General features: G+C 36.6%; 14 protein-coding genes. 5 read left to right on the top strand and 9 right to left on the bottom strand.

All coding sequences use genetic code 11. The features are described 5' to 3' along the window. The 3 genes from ACFO7M_RS16255 to ACFO7M_RS16245 form a co-directional block, all read left to right on the top strand. A partial coding sequence (locus ACFO7M_RS16255) for a gliding motility-associated C-terminal domain-containing protein (protein ID WP_379736911.1) occupies nt 1–1,404 on the top strand: 1,404 nt, incomplete at its 5' end. A gap of 7 nt (nt 1,405–1,411) precedes the next feature. Next, on the top strand, nt 1,412–2,329 hold the full coding sequence (locus ACFO7M_RS16250; RefSeq protein ID WP_379712964.1) for a type IX secretion system membrane protein PorP/SprF: 918 nt from the start codon (nt 1,412–1,414) through the stop codon (nt 2,327–2,329). A gap of 16 nt (nt 2,330–2,345) precedes the next feature. Then, nucleotides 2,346–4,271, top strand: coding sequence for an OmpA family protein (locus ACFO7M_RS16245; protein ID WP_379736909.1), 1,926 nt, complete (start codon nt 2,346–2,348; stop codon nt 4,269–4,271). A 30-nt stretch (nt 4,272–4,301) separates the two neighbouring features. On the opposite strand, the gene ACFO7M_RS16240 is transcribed toward ACFO7M_RS16245, so the two are convergent. From ACFO7M_RS16240 to ACFO7M_RS16225, 4 genes are all read right to left on the bottom strand, one after another. After that, complete coding sequence (locus ACFO7M_RS16240; RefSeq protein ID WP_379736907.1) at nt 4,302–6,536, bottom strand: ATP-binding protein; 2,235 nt, start codon at nt 6,534–6,536, stop codon at nt 4,302–4,304. 128 nt (nt 6,537–6,664) lie between these two features. Then, complete coding sequence (ettA, locus tag ACFO7M_RS16235; RefSeq protein WP_379712970.1) at nt 6,665–8,353, bottom strand: energy-dependent translational throttle protein EttA; 1,689 nt, start codon at nt 8,351–8,353, stop codon at nt 6,665–6,667. Nucleotides 8,354–8,696: 343 nt separating this feature from the next. Further along, entirely contained in the window at nt 8,697–9,065 is a 369-nt protein-coding gene (locus ACFO7M_RS16230; protein ID WP_379736904.1) for a hypothetical protein, read from the bottom strand. Between the two features lie 17 nt (nt 9,066–9,082). Continuing rightward, entirely contained in the window at nt 9,083–10,123 is a 1,041-nt protein-coding gene (locus ACFO7M_RS16225) for a hypothetical protein (protein WP_379736902.1), read from the bottom strand. Nucleotides 10,124–10,427: 304 nt separating this feature from the next. Between ACFO7M_RS16225 and ACFO7M_RS16220 the strand changes: the two genes are divergently transcribed. Next, a complete protein-coding gene (locus ACFO7M_RS16220; RefSeq protein WP_379736900.1) occupies nt 10,428–11,180 on the top strand; it encodes a hypothetical protein in 753 nt (250 codons plus the stop codon). Between the two features lie 118 nt (nt 11,181–11,298). Then, nucleotides 11,299–12,177 (top strand): hypothetical protein, encoded by an 879-nt coding sequence (locus ACFO7M_RS16215; protein WP_379712978.1) that lies wholly within the window; start codon nt 11,299–11,301, stop codon nt 12,175–12,177. 124 nt (nt 12,178–12,301) lie between these two features. Here ACFO7M_RS16215 and ACFO7M_RS16210 read toward each other — a convergent pair whose 3' ends face one another. The 5 genes from ACFO7M_RS16210 to ACFO7M_RS16190 all read right to left on the bottom strand — a co-directional run bounded on the left by ACFO7M_RS16210 (nt 12,302) and on the right by ACFO7M_RS16190 (nt 14,829). Then, on the bottom strand, nt 12,302–12,478 hold the full coding sequence (locus tag ACFO7M_RS16210) for a CAL67264 family membrane protein (RefSeq protein WP_379714984.1): 177 nt from the start codon (nt 12,476–12,478) through the stop codon (nt 12,302–12,304). 120 nt (nt 12,479–12,598) lie between these two features. Beyond that, a complete protein-coding gene (locus tag ACFO7M_RS16205; protein ID WP_379736898.1) occupies nt 12,599–13,012 on the bottom strand; it encodes a hypothetical protein in 414 nt (137 codons plus the stop codon). Between the two features lie 15 nt (nt 13,013–13,027). Beyond that, on the bottom strand, nt 13,028–13,393 hold the full coding sequence (locus ACFO7M_RS16200) for a hypothetical protein (RefSeq protein ID WP_379736896.1): 366 nt from the start codon (nt 13,391–13,393) through the stop codon (nt 13,028–13,030). Nucleotides 13,394–13,399: 6 nt separating this feature from the next. Next, nucleotides 13,400–14,404: a DNA polymerase III subunit delta gene (gene holA / locus ACFO7M_RS16195; protein WP_379712984.1), complete on the bottom strand. Its 1,005-nt coding sequence runs from the start codon at nt 14,402–14,404 to the stop codon at nt 13,400–13,402. Between the two features lie 23 nt (nt 14,405–14,427). Then, nucleotides 14,428–14,829 (bottom strand): four helix bundle protein, encoded by a 402-nt coding sequence (locus tag ACFO7M_RS16190; RefSeq protein ID WP_379736894.1) that lies wholly within the window; start codon nt 14,827–14,829, stop codon nt 14,428–14,430. Nucleotides 14,830–14,866: the final 37 nt, after the last annotated feature.

Here is a 14,866-nt window from a genome sequence, read left to right as displayed (position 1 = left end):
TTTGCAGGACAAGACGATGCGTGTTCAGCCAATTACACGATCACCAGAAACTGGTCGGTAACCGATTGTGCCGGTAACAACGAGCAACACACACAAATCGTAACTGTTGAGGATACTACAAAACCCGTATTCAACGGTCAACTTCCTGGCGATGTAACGGTACAATGTGATAACGTTCCGGCTCCAGCTGTATTGACTGCTTCCGATAATTGTGACAACAATGTACAAGTCGTATACTCTGAAACTTTCGCAGGACAAGACGATGCGTGTTCAGCCAATTACACTATCACCAGAAACTGGTCGGTAACCGATTGTGCCGGTAACAACGAGCAACACACTCAAATCGTTACTGTTCAAGATACTACAAAACCAGTATTCAATGGTCAACTTCCTGGCGATGTAACGGTACAATGTGATAATGTTCCGGCTCCAGCTGTATTGACTGCTTCCGATAATTGTGACAACAGTGTACAAATTGTGTACAATGAAGAAAGACGTAACAACGAAGGAAATTGTTTATCTAACTATACATTAATTAGAACATGGTCAGCTACGGATTGTGCTGGAAATGCAATTTCACATTCGCAAACGATTCAAGTTCAAGACACAATTGCACCAATTCCAAATGTGGAAATTCCGCCTGTACTTAACGTGAATTGTGGAGCTATACCTCCTGTTCCAGAAATTATATTCAATGACAATTGCTCAACCAATGTTTCTGTAGTTTATACAGAAGCAACAACTGATCAAAGTGAATATGGTTACGTTATTATACGAAATTGGGTTGCAACAGATCAATGTGGAAACAGAGCTGAGTTCAATCAAGTAATTAACGTAACAATTGACCAACCGTTCTCCTATGTTACCGGTTCAGTTTGTAATGGTGATGCTCCTATCGATTTATTCACTTTCTTACCTCAAGGAACCGAAACAACAGGTGTTTGGGTAGATGTTAATAATACCGGTGGTTTAACTGGCAGCATTCTTAATCCAGCAGGAATTAACGCAGGTTTCTATGTTTACAGATACACAATTTCAGATGGGCCATGTCCTAGAATCATAGAAGTATACATGACAATTGACGATGATTGTGAGGTATTACCATGTACAATCAACGATTTGAAAATCTCTAAAGTGGTAACTCCTGGAGATGACGGTCACAATGATTACTTCAGAATAACTGGACTTGAGACATGTGGTTTCACATATGATGTCAAAATTTTCAATCGTTGGGGTGCTTTACTCTATGAAAATCGTAATTATCAAAATGATTGGAGTGGAATTGCGAATCAAGCTATTTCTAGCAGCAATTTGCCTGCAGGTACTTACTATTATGTGGTTAACATTGTGAATAGCGGATTTGACATATTCAATGGATATTTTTATTTAGGAACCAAAAACTAATCACCATATGAAACGTATAGTAATAACCTTAGTAATAGGTGTAGTAACGTTCTGTGCCAATGCACAACAAACACCACAATTTACCCAATATATGTACAATACGATTTCTGTTAATCCAGGATATGCAGGAAGCCGTGAAGCTTTAACCATTGTAGGACTACACAGAAGTCAATGGGTAGGTATGGACGGAGGTCCAACCACACAAACGTTCTCTATTCATTCTCCATTGAGAAATGAAAAAGTAGGTGTCGGGTTTTCATTTATAAATGATAAACTGGGCTATGAAAATTTCAATTATTTGTATGCCGATTTCTCGTATACTATTAACCTTTCGCAAGAAACCAAAATGGCTTTTGGGGTAAAAGGAGGATTTAGTTATTATAGTATTGACGAAGCACTATTCAATGATCCAGACGTTTATAACGATCCTTATTTTCAGGAAAAACTAAATCGATGGACACCTAATATCGGAGCTGGAATCTATGTTCATCAACCAAGATGGTATATCGGTGTTTCATCGCCAAAACTTATCGAAAACGATTACAACAAATTAGGAAGTTATGTTTCTTTTGAACAAATACACTTTTACACTATAGCCGGGTATGTTTTTGACTTGAATGACAGTGGAAGTGTTAAAATGCGTCCGACAGGACTGGTGAAACTTACAAAAGGTTCACCAGCCTCTTACGACGCGACGCTTTCCTTCTTATTCAACGATAAACTCTGGATAGGTGGTTCGTACCGATTTGAAGATTCTGCAGGAGCTTTGGTTAGTTTCCAATTATCTAAACAATTGACAATTGGATATGCCTATGATTATCCGATGTCTGATTTGAAGCCATATACTTCGGGGTCACATGAAATCATGTTAATGTTTGACTTCAAATTTGATAAGTCAAAATACAAATCACCTCGTTATTTCTAACCTAATAGACTGAATTATGAAAAAAGTTATACAAATATTCGTAGTCGTTCTACTTTTAGGATGTATCCCTTCAGCTTCAGCTCAATTTGGGAAACAGAAAAAAGCAGATGCCCTCTATAACAGTTTTTCTTACGTAAAAGCGATAGATGTTTACAAAGAGATGTTAGCTAACAATTACAACGCTGAGTATGCTAAAAGACGATTGGGCGATTGTTATTCTATGCTTCGTGATCCGCAAAATGCTACTTTGTATTATTCCGATGCTGTGAAACAACCCAATATTGATCCTGAATATTATTTAAAACATGCTTTAGCCTTACGAGCTTTGAAAAAATATGATGAATCTGAAGTGTGGCTAAATAAATACAAAGAAACCGGTGTAGTCGATTCGAGAACGCAACGTATCATAGAAGACAAAAATTTTATCACCAATATCTACGGTCTTAAACAACAGTATTTTTCTAAACCGGTAACTTTTAACTCGGAATTGAGTGATTTTGGCGCTGTTGAAAAAAATGGTGTCGTAACTTTTGCTTCCAGTAGAGACAAAGGCGTTGGAATTAAACGGACCTATTCTTGGAACCAACAACCCTTCCTTGATTTGTTTACCACAAAGAAAGAGGGTGAAAAATATCTTGATCCCAAAAAAGTAGAAGGTGATGTGAATACACGTTTTCACGAAGGACAGGTTTCAGTATCCAAAGATGGTAAGACCATGTATTTTACCCGCAATAATTTTAATGAAGGTAAAAAAGCAACAGATGCAGGTGGCACTAATAATCTAAAAATATACAAAGCTACTTTAAACGACCAAGGTAAATGGACCAATATTAAAGAATTACCTTTCAACTCCAATAATTATTCTGTTGGACATCCTAGCTTGTCAGCCGATGGTACAACCTTGTACTTTGCTTCCGATATGCCGGGAGGAAAAGGAAAATCCGACCTCTATAAAGTGAGTGTAAACGGCGATAACTTTGGTACCCCGGTTAATTTGGGAGACAAAATTAATACCGAAGGAAATGAGTTGTTCCCTTTTGTTCATAATGACGGAAACTTATTTTTCTCTTCTGATGGTTTACAAGGATTGGGACAATTGGATATTTTTACCACTGTGAATGACCAGGAGGGTACTATTCAAGAAATTATCAACCTTGGGGTACCTGTTAATTCTCCTATGGATGATTTCTCGTTTTTCTTGAATGAAAGCGGTGAAACAGGATTCATCTCTTCCAACCGTGAAGGTGGTATTGGGGATGATGACATCTACGGCTTTGATAAAGTGCCTTTGTTTTATATCAAAGGAACTGTTACCGATGCCATTAATAAGCAACCTATAAAAGATGCTAAAATTGTTATTAAAGACAAAGACGGTAACCAAATTGCCGATTTAGTTACAGACGATAAAGGCGAATACAGCATCAATGTAGATAGAGAAACCACGTACACTGTTGAGGCATCACATCCGAAATACCAGCCGGAGCCTTCTAAAATCGCAGACACCCACAACTCAAAGGGCAAGACTTTCGTTGTGGTTGACTTCGAATTGGACCCCGTGCCGGATGTTGATGTTCTTGCCGGTGTGAATATTGAAAACATTTATTTTGATTTTGACAAGTATAGTATACGTCAGGATGCGAAAACCGAATTGAACAAAGTAGCCGATTTAATGTTACTGACTTATCCACAAATGGCTATTGAAATAGGTTCCCATACGGACAGCCGTGGTAGTTTCAAATACAATGAAGCGCTGGGTATCCGAAGAGCAAATTCAACTCATGATTACTTAGTATCTAGAGGAGTTGATCCGAAGCGAATAAAAAAATATGAAGGTTTTGGTGAATACAATTTAGTGAATGATTGTAAAGATGGTGTCGATTGTACGGAAGATGCACACCAATTGAACAGACGTTCCGTGTTCACTGTATTGAAAATGCAATAAATTTCATACGCTTATTGCATTGAAAACCTTTCAACTACTCTTGGTTGAAAGGTTTTCTTTTTTATGAGCGGTTATAATTTGAACAATCATTTTGTGTAGTACAGAAGGCTCAAAGGGTTTAATCATTACCCCGTTCATTCCTGAGTTAATGATATCCTCATTGATTTCCTGTTTGTCAAAAGCGGTTAAAGCAATCACAGGAACATCTATTTGCTGCGACCGAATTAGTTTAGTGGTTTCAAAACCATTCATTTGAGGCATATTGATATCCATTAAGACCACATCAAATGCATGCTGTTGCAATTGTGCAATCGCTTCTGCCCCACTTTCGACAATAACGGTTTCAAATCCGAAATTGCTTAGAATTCTTTCGGTAACGACTTGATTGATTTTGTTGTCTTCTACTAACAACACCTTCATCCCATTATTTTGGGCGCTGTGTAATGTATCTACCACCCCAGGGAAAGCATCCGGTGAGAACTGCGCATCGTAATCAAACTTCAAAGTGAAAGCTATTTTAGTTCCTATGTTTTCTTCGCTTTCCAAATTGATTTCACCTCCAAATAACTCCACTAATTTTTTTACGATAGGTAAACCTAAACCAGTTCCCTGATAATCGTCCTCTCTACGTTCAATCTGAACAAACTCTTCAAATATTTTATCGTGATCTTCCTTTGAAATTCCGATACCATTATCAATCACTTCGAATTGTAGACGACAGGTTGTAGAATCTTTTTCCAGTGCATTTACCACAACCTCAACCTTACCATTCTCTGTAAATTTAAGAGAGTTGCTAATTAAATTCATGAAAATTTGTGACAACCTTATCTTATCACTGATGATATATTGCGGTACCGAATCATCAATCGTAACCACTATTTCATTACGATTTTTCTGTGCTATCACCTGTAAGCTGTTTTTGATAGAATCCAATTCATAGCGTAAATCGAAAGGTAGATTCTCCAGGATGATTTTCTTTTCCGTAATCTTATTCATTTGCAGAATATCGTTCACCAAAGACAAGAGGTATTTTGCTGAAAACTTTAACGAACTCAAGTATTTGCTTTTGTTCAGTTCAGGATATTCTTCCGAAATGATATCGGTTATACCGATAACACCATACAAAGGCGTTCGTAATTCATGAGTTATGGTAGTGACAAACTGCGATTTCAATTGGTTGACTTCTTCGGCTTTATTTTTTGCCTCTTCCAATTCATGATTGGCTTGTTCCAATTCACGGTAATTCTTCTTACGCAATTTATTATTTCGGAATAAATTAAAGGCGAAAGCAATCAATATGGTGATACTTACCAAACATAAAATAATTATAATCCAGGTTTGTTGCAAACTTTTCTCTTTACGAAGCTTCTCACCTTCTATAAAATCGATTTGTCTTTTGTATTCGTCAATTTCCAATTTATTTTCATAAGCTCTTACCTTTTCGGTACGATCTGCATTGTAAATTTCTTCTTTGAGTTTATTATTCAAATCCAGGTAATGATATGCCTTTTGGTAGTTTTTATTCTTCAAATAGTGTAGTGAAAAATCACTGTATACCTCAGCCAAATAGGAATCCAGTAAATTGGTCTTTTCATGTTCTCCAAAAGAAATTGCTTTATGGAAACTGGCTTCCGCTTCTTGGTTTTTACCTTTGGCACTTAAATACGAACCCAACTGAGAATAATAGGTAATTCGGGCTTCTACTTCATTGTGTTGTCCCAAATTTCGTTCTGCTTTTTGTAAAAAGGGTAAACCTTCATCATACAAATCCTCAGAAAAATAAGCACCCGCTATGTTCAAAGAGTTGTAAGTAATCTGTATAGGATCTTTGGTTTTCTCGGTGTAGATTAATCCTTTTTTATAATATTCTATTCCCTTTTCAAAGTCATTTTCATAGTACGAATAAAGCGCACCAAGATTATTGTACACCCAATCTTTTATGGTATCATTAGTGGTTAGATTGGCATATTGAAGCGATTTATTGTAATACATTTTGGCTTTCTTGGTATCTAGAAATTCAAGAAAGTTAGAGCCGATAACATTGTAGGATTTAGCGATTAGTAAGTTATCATTGATAGCATAGGAATCCTTTAATGCTTCTTCTGCGATGCGTAATGATTTTTCGCAATCCAGATCCGATAGCGCATTACGTGCATTGGAGATTTTGGTTTGAATTTCTTTTTTAGACGGAGTCTTGTCTTGAGAATAGGCGGTTCCCAAAACAAACAAAGACACAAGAATATAAAAAGGTAGTGTTTTAATCATAGATTGTCTTTCTATACCTCTTCAAAAGAGACATAATTGTAAAACAAAGCCATTTAATTTGGCTAAATGTACTAATTTCCAAACAAATACTAATAAAAAAACTCCGCTAAAAGCGGAGTTTAAATGAATTAGCGTACTAATTTTTTATATTTCAGTTTGGTTGGAGCAGTATCACCCAAACGTTTTTTACGATTTTCTTCGTATTCTGAGAATCCACCTTCAAAGAAATACACTTGTGAATCTCCTTCAAAAGCAAGGATATGCGTACAGATACGGTCAAGGAACCAACGGTCGTGCGAGATTACTACGGCACATCCTGCGAAGTTTTCCAAACCTTCTTCCAAAGCACGAAGTGTGTTGATGTCCAAATCATTCGTAGGCTCATCCAGTAACAATACGTTACCTTCTTCTCTAAGCGTCATGGCCAAGTGCAGACGGTTACGTTCACCCCCAGAAAGCGTGTTTACTTTCTTGTTTTGGTCACTTCCTCCGAAATTGAAACGAGACAAGTAGGCTCTAGAGTTTACTTGACGGCCACCCATCATAATCAATTCCTGACCTTCACAGAAATTTTCCCAGATGGATTTTTCAGGATCGATGTTAGAGTGAGACTGATCCACATAGGCAATCTTAACTGTTTCACCCGTACTGAATTCGCCACTGTCCGGTTGTAATTCATTCATGATCATTTTGAAAATGGTTGTTTTACCGGCACCGTTCGGACCGATGATACCCACGATACCTGCCTGAGGCAACGTAAATTCAAGATTATCATATAATAATTTATCTCCGAAAGCTTTTGCTACATTGTGTGCATTGATTACGTTCGTACCTAAACGTGGACCATTCGGGATGTAGATTTCCAATTTCTCGTCTAGTTCTTTTTGATCTTCGTTCAATAAACGGTCGTAGTTTTGTAGACGTGCTTTTTGTTTCGTCTGACGGCCTTTCGCTCCCTGACGTACCCAATCCAACTCACGTTCTAATGTTTTACGGCGTTTTGAAGCCACTTTCTCCTCTTGCTCCATACGTTTCGACTTTTGGTCTAACCAAGACGAGTAGTTTCCTTTCCAAGGAATACCTTCACCTCTATCTAATTCTAAGATCCAACCGGCAACATTGTCTAAGAAATAACGGTCGTGCGTTACAGCGATGATAGTTCCTTTGTATTGTTGCAAGTGTTGTTCTAACCAGTGAACAGATTCCGCATCTAAGTGGTTGGTAGGCTCATCCAGTAACAATACATCCGGCTCTTGTAATAATAAGCGGCATAAAGCAACACGACGGCGTTCTCCACCTGATAATACCTTAATTGGCGTATCGGCATCAGGACAACGTAAAGCGTCCATTGCGATTTCCAGTTTGGTGTCCAATTCCCATGCACCGCAAGCATCGATTTTATCTTGTAATTCAGCCTGACGATCCATCAATTTTTGCATCTTATCGGCATCTTCGTATACTTCCGGAAGACCGAATTGATCGTTGATGGTATTGAATTCTTCCAATAAAGCTACTGCTTCAGCAGCACCTTCACGAACAATTTCGATAACGGTTTTATTGTCGTCCAATTGTGGTTCCTGCTCTAAATACCCTACAGTGTATCCAGGAGCGAACACTACATCCCCTTGGTAGTTTTTATCTACACCAGCGATGATTTTCAATAGAGAGGATTTACCTGAACCGTTTAAACCTAAGATACCAATTTTAGCACCGTAGAAGAAACTCAGATAGATATCCTTTAATACTTGTTTGTTTGTTGATGAATAAGTCTTGCTTACTCTCGACATGGAAAAGATTACTTTCTTATCGTCAGACATAGTAATGGATTTGTTTATTTATTATTCGTTTTTATTACAAAGGTTACAAATATAAGAATTTGAGAGTAATTAGTGAAGAGTAATTGGCTTTTAGTCCTTAGTAATTAGTGAAGAGTCCTTAGTCCTTAGTCTTCAGCAAAGAGTAGCCCAATGATTGTAAATTTTGATGGGTAGTATCTATTATCCAGTTATTATAAATTAAAAAGGTTGTTACGCCATATACACGCCATATACACGCTATATATACGCCATATATACGCCATATATCCCACTTTGGATAAGATGAAATAGTATACTGTGAAGAAGTAAATCTTACTTTTGCTCCATTATAAAAAGTACATTATTAAAGTGTGCTTTCGAAATCGTTTAAAGCTGTGATAAATTCTTCCATATCGAGTTTCCAAGCCTTTGAGTTGATTTTAGAAAAATACAATTCAATATGGGTATAACTACCATTATGCCAAACATTACAACTCGAGATATCATTTATATTGCGGTTATAAAGACCTAACCAATTGGCTATCGAAAAATACAAATCTATTTTTTGGGTTACGTCCCTTTTATATATTTGCCAATGAATACCTTCGTCAGTATGATTTAGTTCATTGCTAGGAAACTCCATAATTTCACCGGAATCAGGATCTAAAAATTGAAATCTATTCCTGTTACTTTTTAAATTATCGCACAATTGGTTTAATCTTTCTAAAGACATTTTTACTTATCGTTTTATCATTTATCCTCTATATCATCAAAATAACTGAGCCAAAGGCCGGAAGGCAATTCATTCCTTAATCGATAGAATTCCATTCTTTCATTGTAGTTAAAAATATCGTGAAAAATCAATGCTATCATCAACACTTTTTTCGACTTCTCATCCTCTTTGAAGTAATTAAAAATGGACGAGATTGCTTCGTGATTTAGAAAACAAAAACGAATTATAAATTGCGTTATGATAAAACTACTCTCATAAATTTTTTCTACATCAAAATTGTCTTTTTGGGACTGGGGTAAATCAGCGCTATATTTATCCAGATCAATGACGTTTTTTGTAGGCGTAATAGTTAACTTATCGGGCTTATTCATCTCATTAAGGCTACTGTCCCAATAGTCGGCCAACAGATAAAATTCCAGTGCTTCTTTTACTTCCTTTATATCCTTATCCGTTATTCCTTTTTCCTCCCTTTCCACAGCAGCCATTGTCAAAGCTTCCAATAAAAAATCAAAAGCCATCCGTACCTCAGTTTCATTGAATTCAGAAGAGAACAAACCCATCAATTCTTTATCAGAAAAAACAACTGTCAGCCATTCGGACAAATTAATTTCCTTATAAAATAAGCTGATATTGTTTCCGTCTCTTTTAAATAAAAGATCTGATTTTTCTTCCCAGGAATTCAATAACGCCAATTCTTGAATGATACGGTTGTTGACCACTACCCGTCTGTCCTTTGAGATGTTGCAAAACATCATACACTTAAACAACTCGATTGAAATCCTCTGAATCAAAGGATTTTTAACCGCATTGCCATCAAGAAAGATCAGGAACGTATAGTTTATTTCGTAAAAAATTGCCTCAATATCCTCTTTTCCAATCTTAGTCTTCCGATGCAAAAAAGCTACTATTTTTTCATTTTGCAGCCATTCGAAAATGTCGAAGAAAACAGTTTCGGTTGGAAATACAACCTCTTTATTATGGAGTATATACTTTTCATTTCTGATGAATCTCTCCTCTGCGTTTTTCAAATAAAATTCTACTGCTTTATTATTAATCATGTTCCTCTTCTTCAATTAGCCTAGTGCTTAATCTTAAACACAACGCCCTCTGTTGTTTACAAATATAGTGCTTTAGCAAGCAATCCTTAAACTATGTTCATTGCTTTTCGTTTTACATTTTTTACTCTTTACTCTTCATTTTTATCCATTAGTATTTGGGAACAGAGATTACCGTTAGTCATTTTGAATGAGCATAGCCACAATAAATAACAACACCCCCTTTAATGACTATCGACTAAATTCCGGCAAGGTATTTGTTTACGAATTTACTTACAAATTGATTATTGATTAAAACAGTATACTTATGGCCAATCAAAAAGGGTTAATCGCATTAGACGGGACATTGGAAGGCATTAATTTTTATATCCGCAAAGGAAAACCGGTGGCGCGGAAAGCAGGAGGAGGATTTACATCCAAGTCAATAAAAACCAATCCATCTATGGTGCGTGTAAGGGAAAACGGGAGTGAATTTGGGCATTGTTCCAAAGTAAAAAAACAGTTGCGGTTGGCCTTACTTCCTTTTATGGGATTGCATCACGACAGCAGTTTTCATGGCAGAATGATGCGCATGCTCCAGGAAGTGAAGAATTGTGATTCCGTATCGAAGCGTGGGCAACGTACAGTGCATGAAGGATTGCAAACCGCTATGGGTTCTAAACTATTTGCCGATTTTGCCTTTACTGATGGCAACACCGTCAAGAATACCCTACAGTGTGACTGTCGCTACACCCCTACTGATCATACACTCACGCTTGACCGGTTTGACATTAGTAAAGTAGCCTTTCCTTCGGCTTCGACCCATGTAGAAATACGTTTTGGTGTCTTGGCATTTGATTTTACGAATCTGACCTTTACCCTACACGAGAGTTTGCCTTGGGTTGTATCAAGACACCATTCGGCAATCCGCAATTCGTTGGTTCCTACAAGCGTTCCTGATCACAACACTACCCTATTTGTATTTTGTGGGATTCGTTTTTATCAGGAAATAAATGATGTGCCGTATATTTTAAAAGGAGACAATACCTTACATCTCAACTGCTTGGAAGTTTATCCATAACAACAAAAGCCACTTCATTTCACTCGGCTCGCAACCAAAATAAAAAAAAGTTTCGCGTTGACGCAACCTTTAAAAAAAAGAAAGACTATAGGGTATATACAATACTAAAAGCCAACCTATGAAAAAATTATTTCTTTTGGTAACAGGATTACTGATTGTTTCTTGTTCCAACGACGACGAAGCCACTTCTGCTCAAAACAACCAATTGAGCTCGATTACTGCGCTATCACATGATGAGCAAAGCGGTACCACTTATGAAAAAAAATTAAGCTTCTACAAGGGCAAACTAATGAATAGTCAGGATAGCTATGGATTTCGTGAAGACTATAGTTATCAGAACAATTTAGTTTCAAAAATCAGCAACTCCATATCCACTAGGTTGACCTCAAAAATAGCGTATACCTACGACAGTAAAGGACGTATAATAACATTAAGTAAAACCTTTATTACGGAGGATCAAGAAAGAGTAAATCTTTACTATTTTACTTATACCGGCAGCAAAATACTTGTTCGTTTCGGCACACCAGAAGCAAGAATACTTACAGAACTAACGGTTGATGCCAACAACAACATAACAAGTGAGCGCTATTTCGATGAAAATGGGATAATTGATCACGAATGCACGTTTGTTTACACCAATGGTAATTTGACCTCGTATACCGACAATAGTTTAGCAGCTACGCCCATCACTAGAAACTATACCTATACCACCTTACTCAACAATTCCAATTACCATCAATTCCTATATGGGAAAGAGTGGAAAATGAATTATTCGTTACACAATTATGTTTCCGGGAAGAGCATGGCCTACACTATGGAAGCCGTCTCTAAAAATTTACCTTCAGGTTTTACCCAAGACAACAATGGCATCCGAGTTCATGAAGCAACAATAGAGTATGTGTTAAACAATCAAAATCGAATTGTAAAGGAGAATCGATTGATCCAGACTCCCAATAATCTACCACTAAAAGAAGAATTCAATTATAACTACCAATAGCGTGAAATTCGCCCTCTTTTTTATAACCTAGTGGTATCGGTAATGAAATTAGAGGATCGTGGAATTACACCAATAAAAAAAAAGGAACCTATAAGGTTCCTTTTTTACTAGAAGTATCATTTCTTTATACTCTTCCTTTTAATGAACTGAATACCCATGCATTCGCTAAGAAACCTACTCCAACGGCACTAAATCCCCATCCGGCAACATCAGCATATCTGTAAACACCAAGTCCTATTAGTAATAATCCCATTACTATCATGATTAATGTTGCCCAGCCTAACACAGTGTTTTTATTCATTCCTACACTCATAATAAATCTATTTGGTTTGTAAAATTGGTCAACAAATATCGGAATTTATATTCTTTTTCTAAAATTTAATGTCTCACAAAATCAGTAATCGTTGTGATACTTTTGTATTTATTTGCCTTTTCCTGAGAATTTCCATCCTAAATAGGCCATTGGAATATAAGCCAATAAGATGTCCAATAGACAGAACCAAACCGGCGCATTGGGAAGAATAAATACCATAGAAATACCTCCAATCATGAAGAAGCCACCTACAATAAGAGCTAACGTAAAATGTTTGGAAGCACTAAATTTTGCGGCGATAAAGGCACCTATTAATGATCCAATAGCATGTGCTACAAAAGGAATCATAAAATGTTTGAACCCGAGTAAATGAATACCCGTTTTAAGACTTTCAGCATTGGTAGGATCTACACCGGAAGGATATCGTACAACTGATGATCCGTATACAATTATTTTCATATTAATGATAATTCCGATTATCAAACCGAGAATAACCACGATACTATTTCTTAGAATTTTCATAGCATTAGATGTAAGTTAAAGTACTTTATTCGAAAACAAACCATAAAGATACGAAGTAATATAAAGTAAAAATGGTGCGGCATATAAGAACCCATAGCCATGGTATTCGCTAATCAAAACAAAACTCCATAGTATCCATATCCCTGCGGAAGTCAGTCCCGTTAGTATTGAAAAACTTCTTTTATTTCCTAGTAGTAAAAGAAAGCTAATTAGTGCGAAGAAAATACAAACCACAAATAAAAAGTGAGTGATACCTCGAGTTATACCTTGGTAGCAAGAGCCGCCACTATGATCGTTCAAAATAACATCCGGCATTGCAAACCAGTGTAAAAGCATTGCAACGATAAGAAAAACCAACCAGTACCACTTCTTCAACTTCATTACCTCTTAATTAAAAATTTTGACCAACATTTCTTTCAGCAAGTCCGATTGCTGCAGGTTATTGGCCCCAACCCCTTTACTTTTCAAGTCGATATCTTTTAAAGTCGCTACGATACCACTTACTTTTTTCATGGGAAAATTGCGGGCAGCCAATTCATAGTCTTTGACAAAATAAGGATTGACCCTTAAGGCAGAAGCTACATTTTTAGGATTCTTGTCTTTTAAACCGTGGTATTGGAGCAATTGCGAAAAGAAACTAAAAACAAGGCCTACCGTAAGTACTAGCGGGTTATCTTTAGGGTTTTGGGCAAAATAGTCGGCAATTTGGTACGCTTTTAGTTGATTGCGTTCCCCGATAGCCTTTCGGAATTCGAACGGGTTGAAATCTTTACTAAAGCCAATATTTTCTTCGATAATCGCCGGGGTGATAACTTCCCCAGGTTTTAGGATGATGGTCAGTTTATCTATTTCATTGGCAATACGGCTCAAGTCAGTACCTAAGAAATCCACGAACATGGCGGCCGCTTTTGGTTCTATAGATAATTTCTTTCCAGCCAGAACACGTTTAAGCCAATCGGCTACCTGGTTTTCGTATAACTTTTTACTTTCGAATACCAGTCCGTTTTTCTCTAGCACCTTGGTAACCTTTTTACGTTTGTCGAGTGTTTTGTATTTATAACAGATGACCAAAACCGTTGTGTCCTGTGGATTTTCGGCATAAGATTCTAACTTGTCAATAGTTCGTGACAATTCTTGCGCTTCTTTGACAATTACCACTTGACGATCGGCCATCATAGGATACCGTTTTGCATTCCCAACAATATCTTCTATCGTTACATCGCGACCGTACAAAACCGTTTGATTGAAATCACGTTCATGTTCCTGTAGTATATTCTGTTCGAAGTATTCTGCGAGCTTATCTATATAGTATGGTTCTTCTCCCATTAAGAAATAAATGGGTTTGATATTTCCGGCTTGAATGTCTTTTATGATTTTTAGAACTTCCTCCATTTATATGGTTTGTTGTTTATTATTTATTGTTTGTTGTTACTGAACTTCAACCCTTTAATTTCAGAATTATTCAAATATTTCATAAAAGCTACTATTTTGTTTTTTACCAATTCAATTTTTAAAGCTATACTCTCAAAATCGTTTTGCGTTATTAGTTTTTTGTCAAAAGCTCTATATGATTGAGATTTCAACTCGCCACAGGAACCTTTTGAAAAACTTAAAAAATGAATGAATTCTCTGTTTCCGTTTCTTTCAAAACCTTCAGCAATATTATCCATAATTGAGCCCGAACTTCTGTCCATCTGATCCTTGAGTGAAAATCTTTTTCCTAAATTTGTAGTCTCAAATAATTGTTCAATATCATAGCAAATTTCCCTTGCTTTGTTCCAAATTTCTAAGTCCTCAAATTTTTCTATTTTTGCCATAGCAATCAAAAACAATTAACAATAAACCACAAACTGT

This window comes from Flavobacterium sp. GCM10023249 (assembly GCF_042653365.1).
Taxonomy (GTDB): domain Bacteria; phylum Bacteroidota; class Bacteroidia; order Flavobacteriales; family Flavobacteriaceae; genus Flavobacterium.
This window is presented reverse-complemented; position numbering and strand designations above follow the sequence as displayed.

Coding starts and splice junctions, on each gene's coding strand:
- ACFO7M_RS16250 (WP_379712964.1), top strand. CDS start 1,412: ATGAAACGTATAGTAATAACCTTAGTAATAGGTGTAGTAACGTTCTGT.
- ACFO7M_RS16245 (WP_379736909.1), top strand. CDS start 2,346: ATGAAAAAAGTTATACAAATATTCGTAGTCGTTCTACTTTTAGGATGT.
- ACFO7M_RS16240 (WP_379736907.1), bottom strand. CDS start 6,536: ATGATTAAAACACTACCTTTTTATATTCTTGTGTCTTTGTTTGTTTTG.
- ettA (WP_379712970.1), bottom strand. CDS start 8,353: ATGTCTGACGATAAGAAAGTAATCTTTTCCATGTCGAGAGTAAGCAAG.
- ACFO7M_RS16230 (WP_379736904.1), bottom strand. CDS start 9,065: ATGTCTTTAGAAAGATTAAACCAATTGTGCGATAATTTAAAAAGTAAC.
- ACFO7M_RS16225 (WP_379736902.1), bottom strand. CDS start 10,123: ATGATTAATAATAAAGCAGTAGAATTTTATTTGAAAAACGCAGAGGAG.
- ACFO7M_RS16220 (WP_379736900.1), top strand. CDS start 10,428: ATGGCCAATCAAAAAGGGTTAATCGCATTAGACGGGACATTGGAAGGC.
- ACFO7M_RS16215 (WP_379712978.1), top strand. CDS start 11,299: ATGAAAAAATTATTTCTTTTGGTAACAGGATTACTGATTGTTTCTTGT.
- ACFO7M_RS16210 (WP_379714984.1), bottom strand. CDS start 12,478: ATGAATAAAAACACTGTGTTAGGCTGGGCAACATTAATCATGATAGTA.
- ACFO7M_RS16205 (WP_379736898.1), bottom strand. CDS start 13,012: ATGAAAATTCTAAGAAATAGTATCGTGGTTATTCTCGGTTTGATAATC.
- ACFO7M_RS16200 (WP_379736896.1), bottom strand. CDS start 13,393: ATGAAGTTGAAGAAGTGGTACTGGTTGGTTTTTCTTATCGTTGCAATG.
- holA (WP_379712984.1), bottom strand. CDS start 14,404: ATGGAGGAAGTTCTAAAAATCATAAAAGACATTCAAGCCGGAAATATC.
- ACFO7M_RS16190 (WP_379736894.1), bottom strand. CDS start 14,829: ATGGCAAAAATAGAAAAATTTGAGGACTTAGAAATTTGGAACAAAGCA.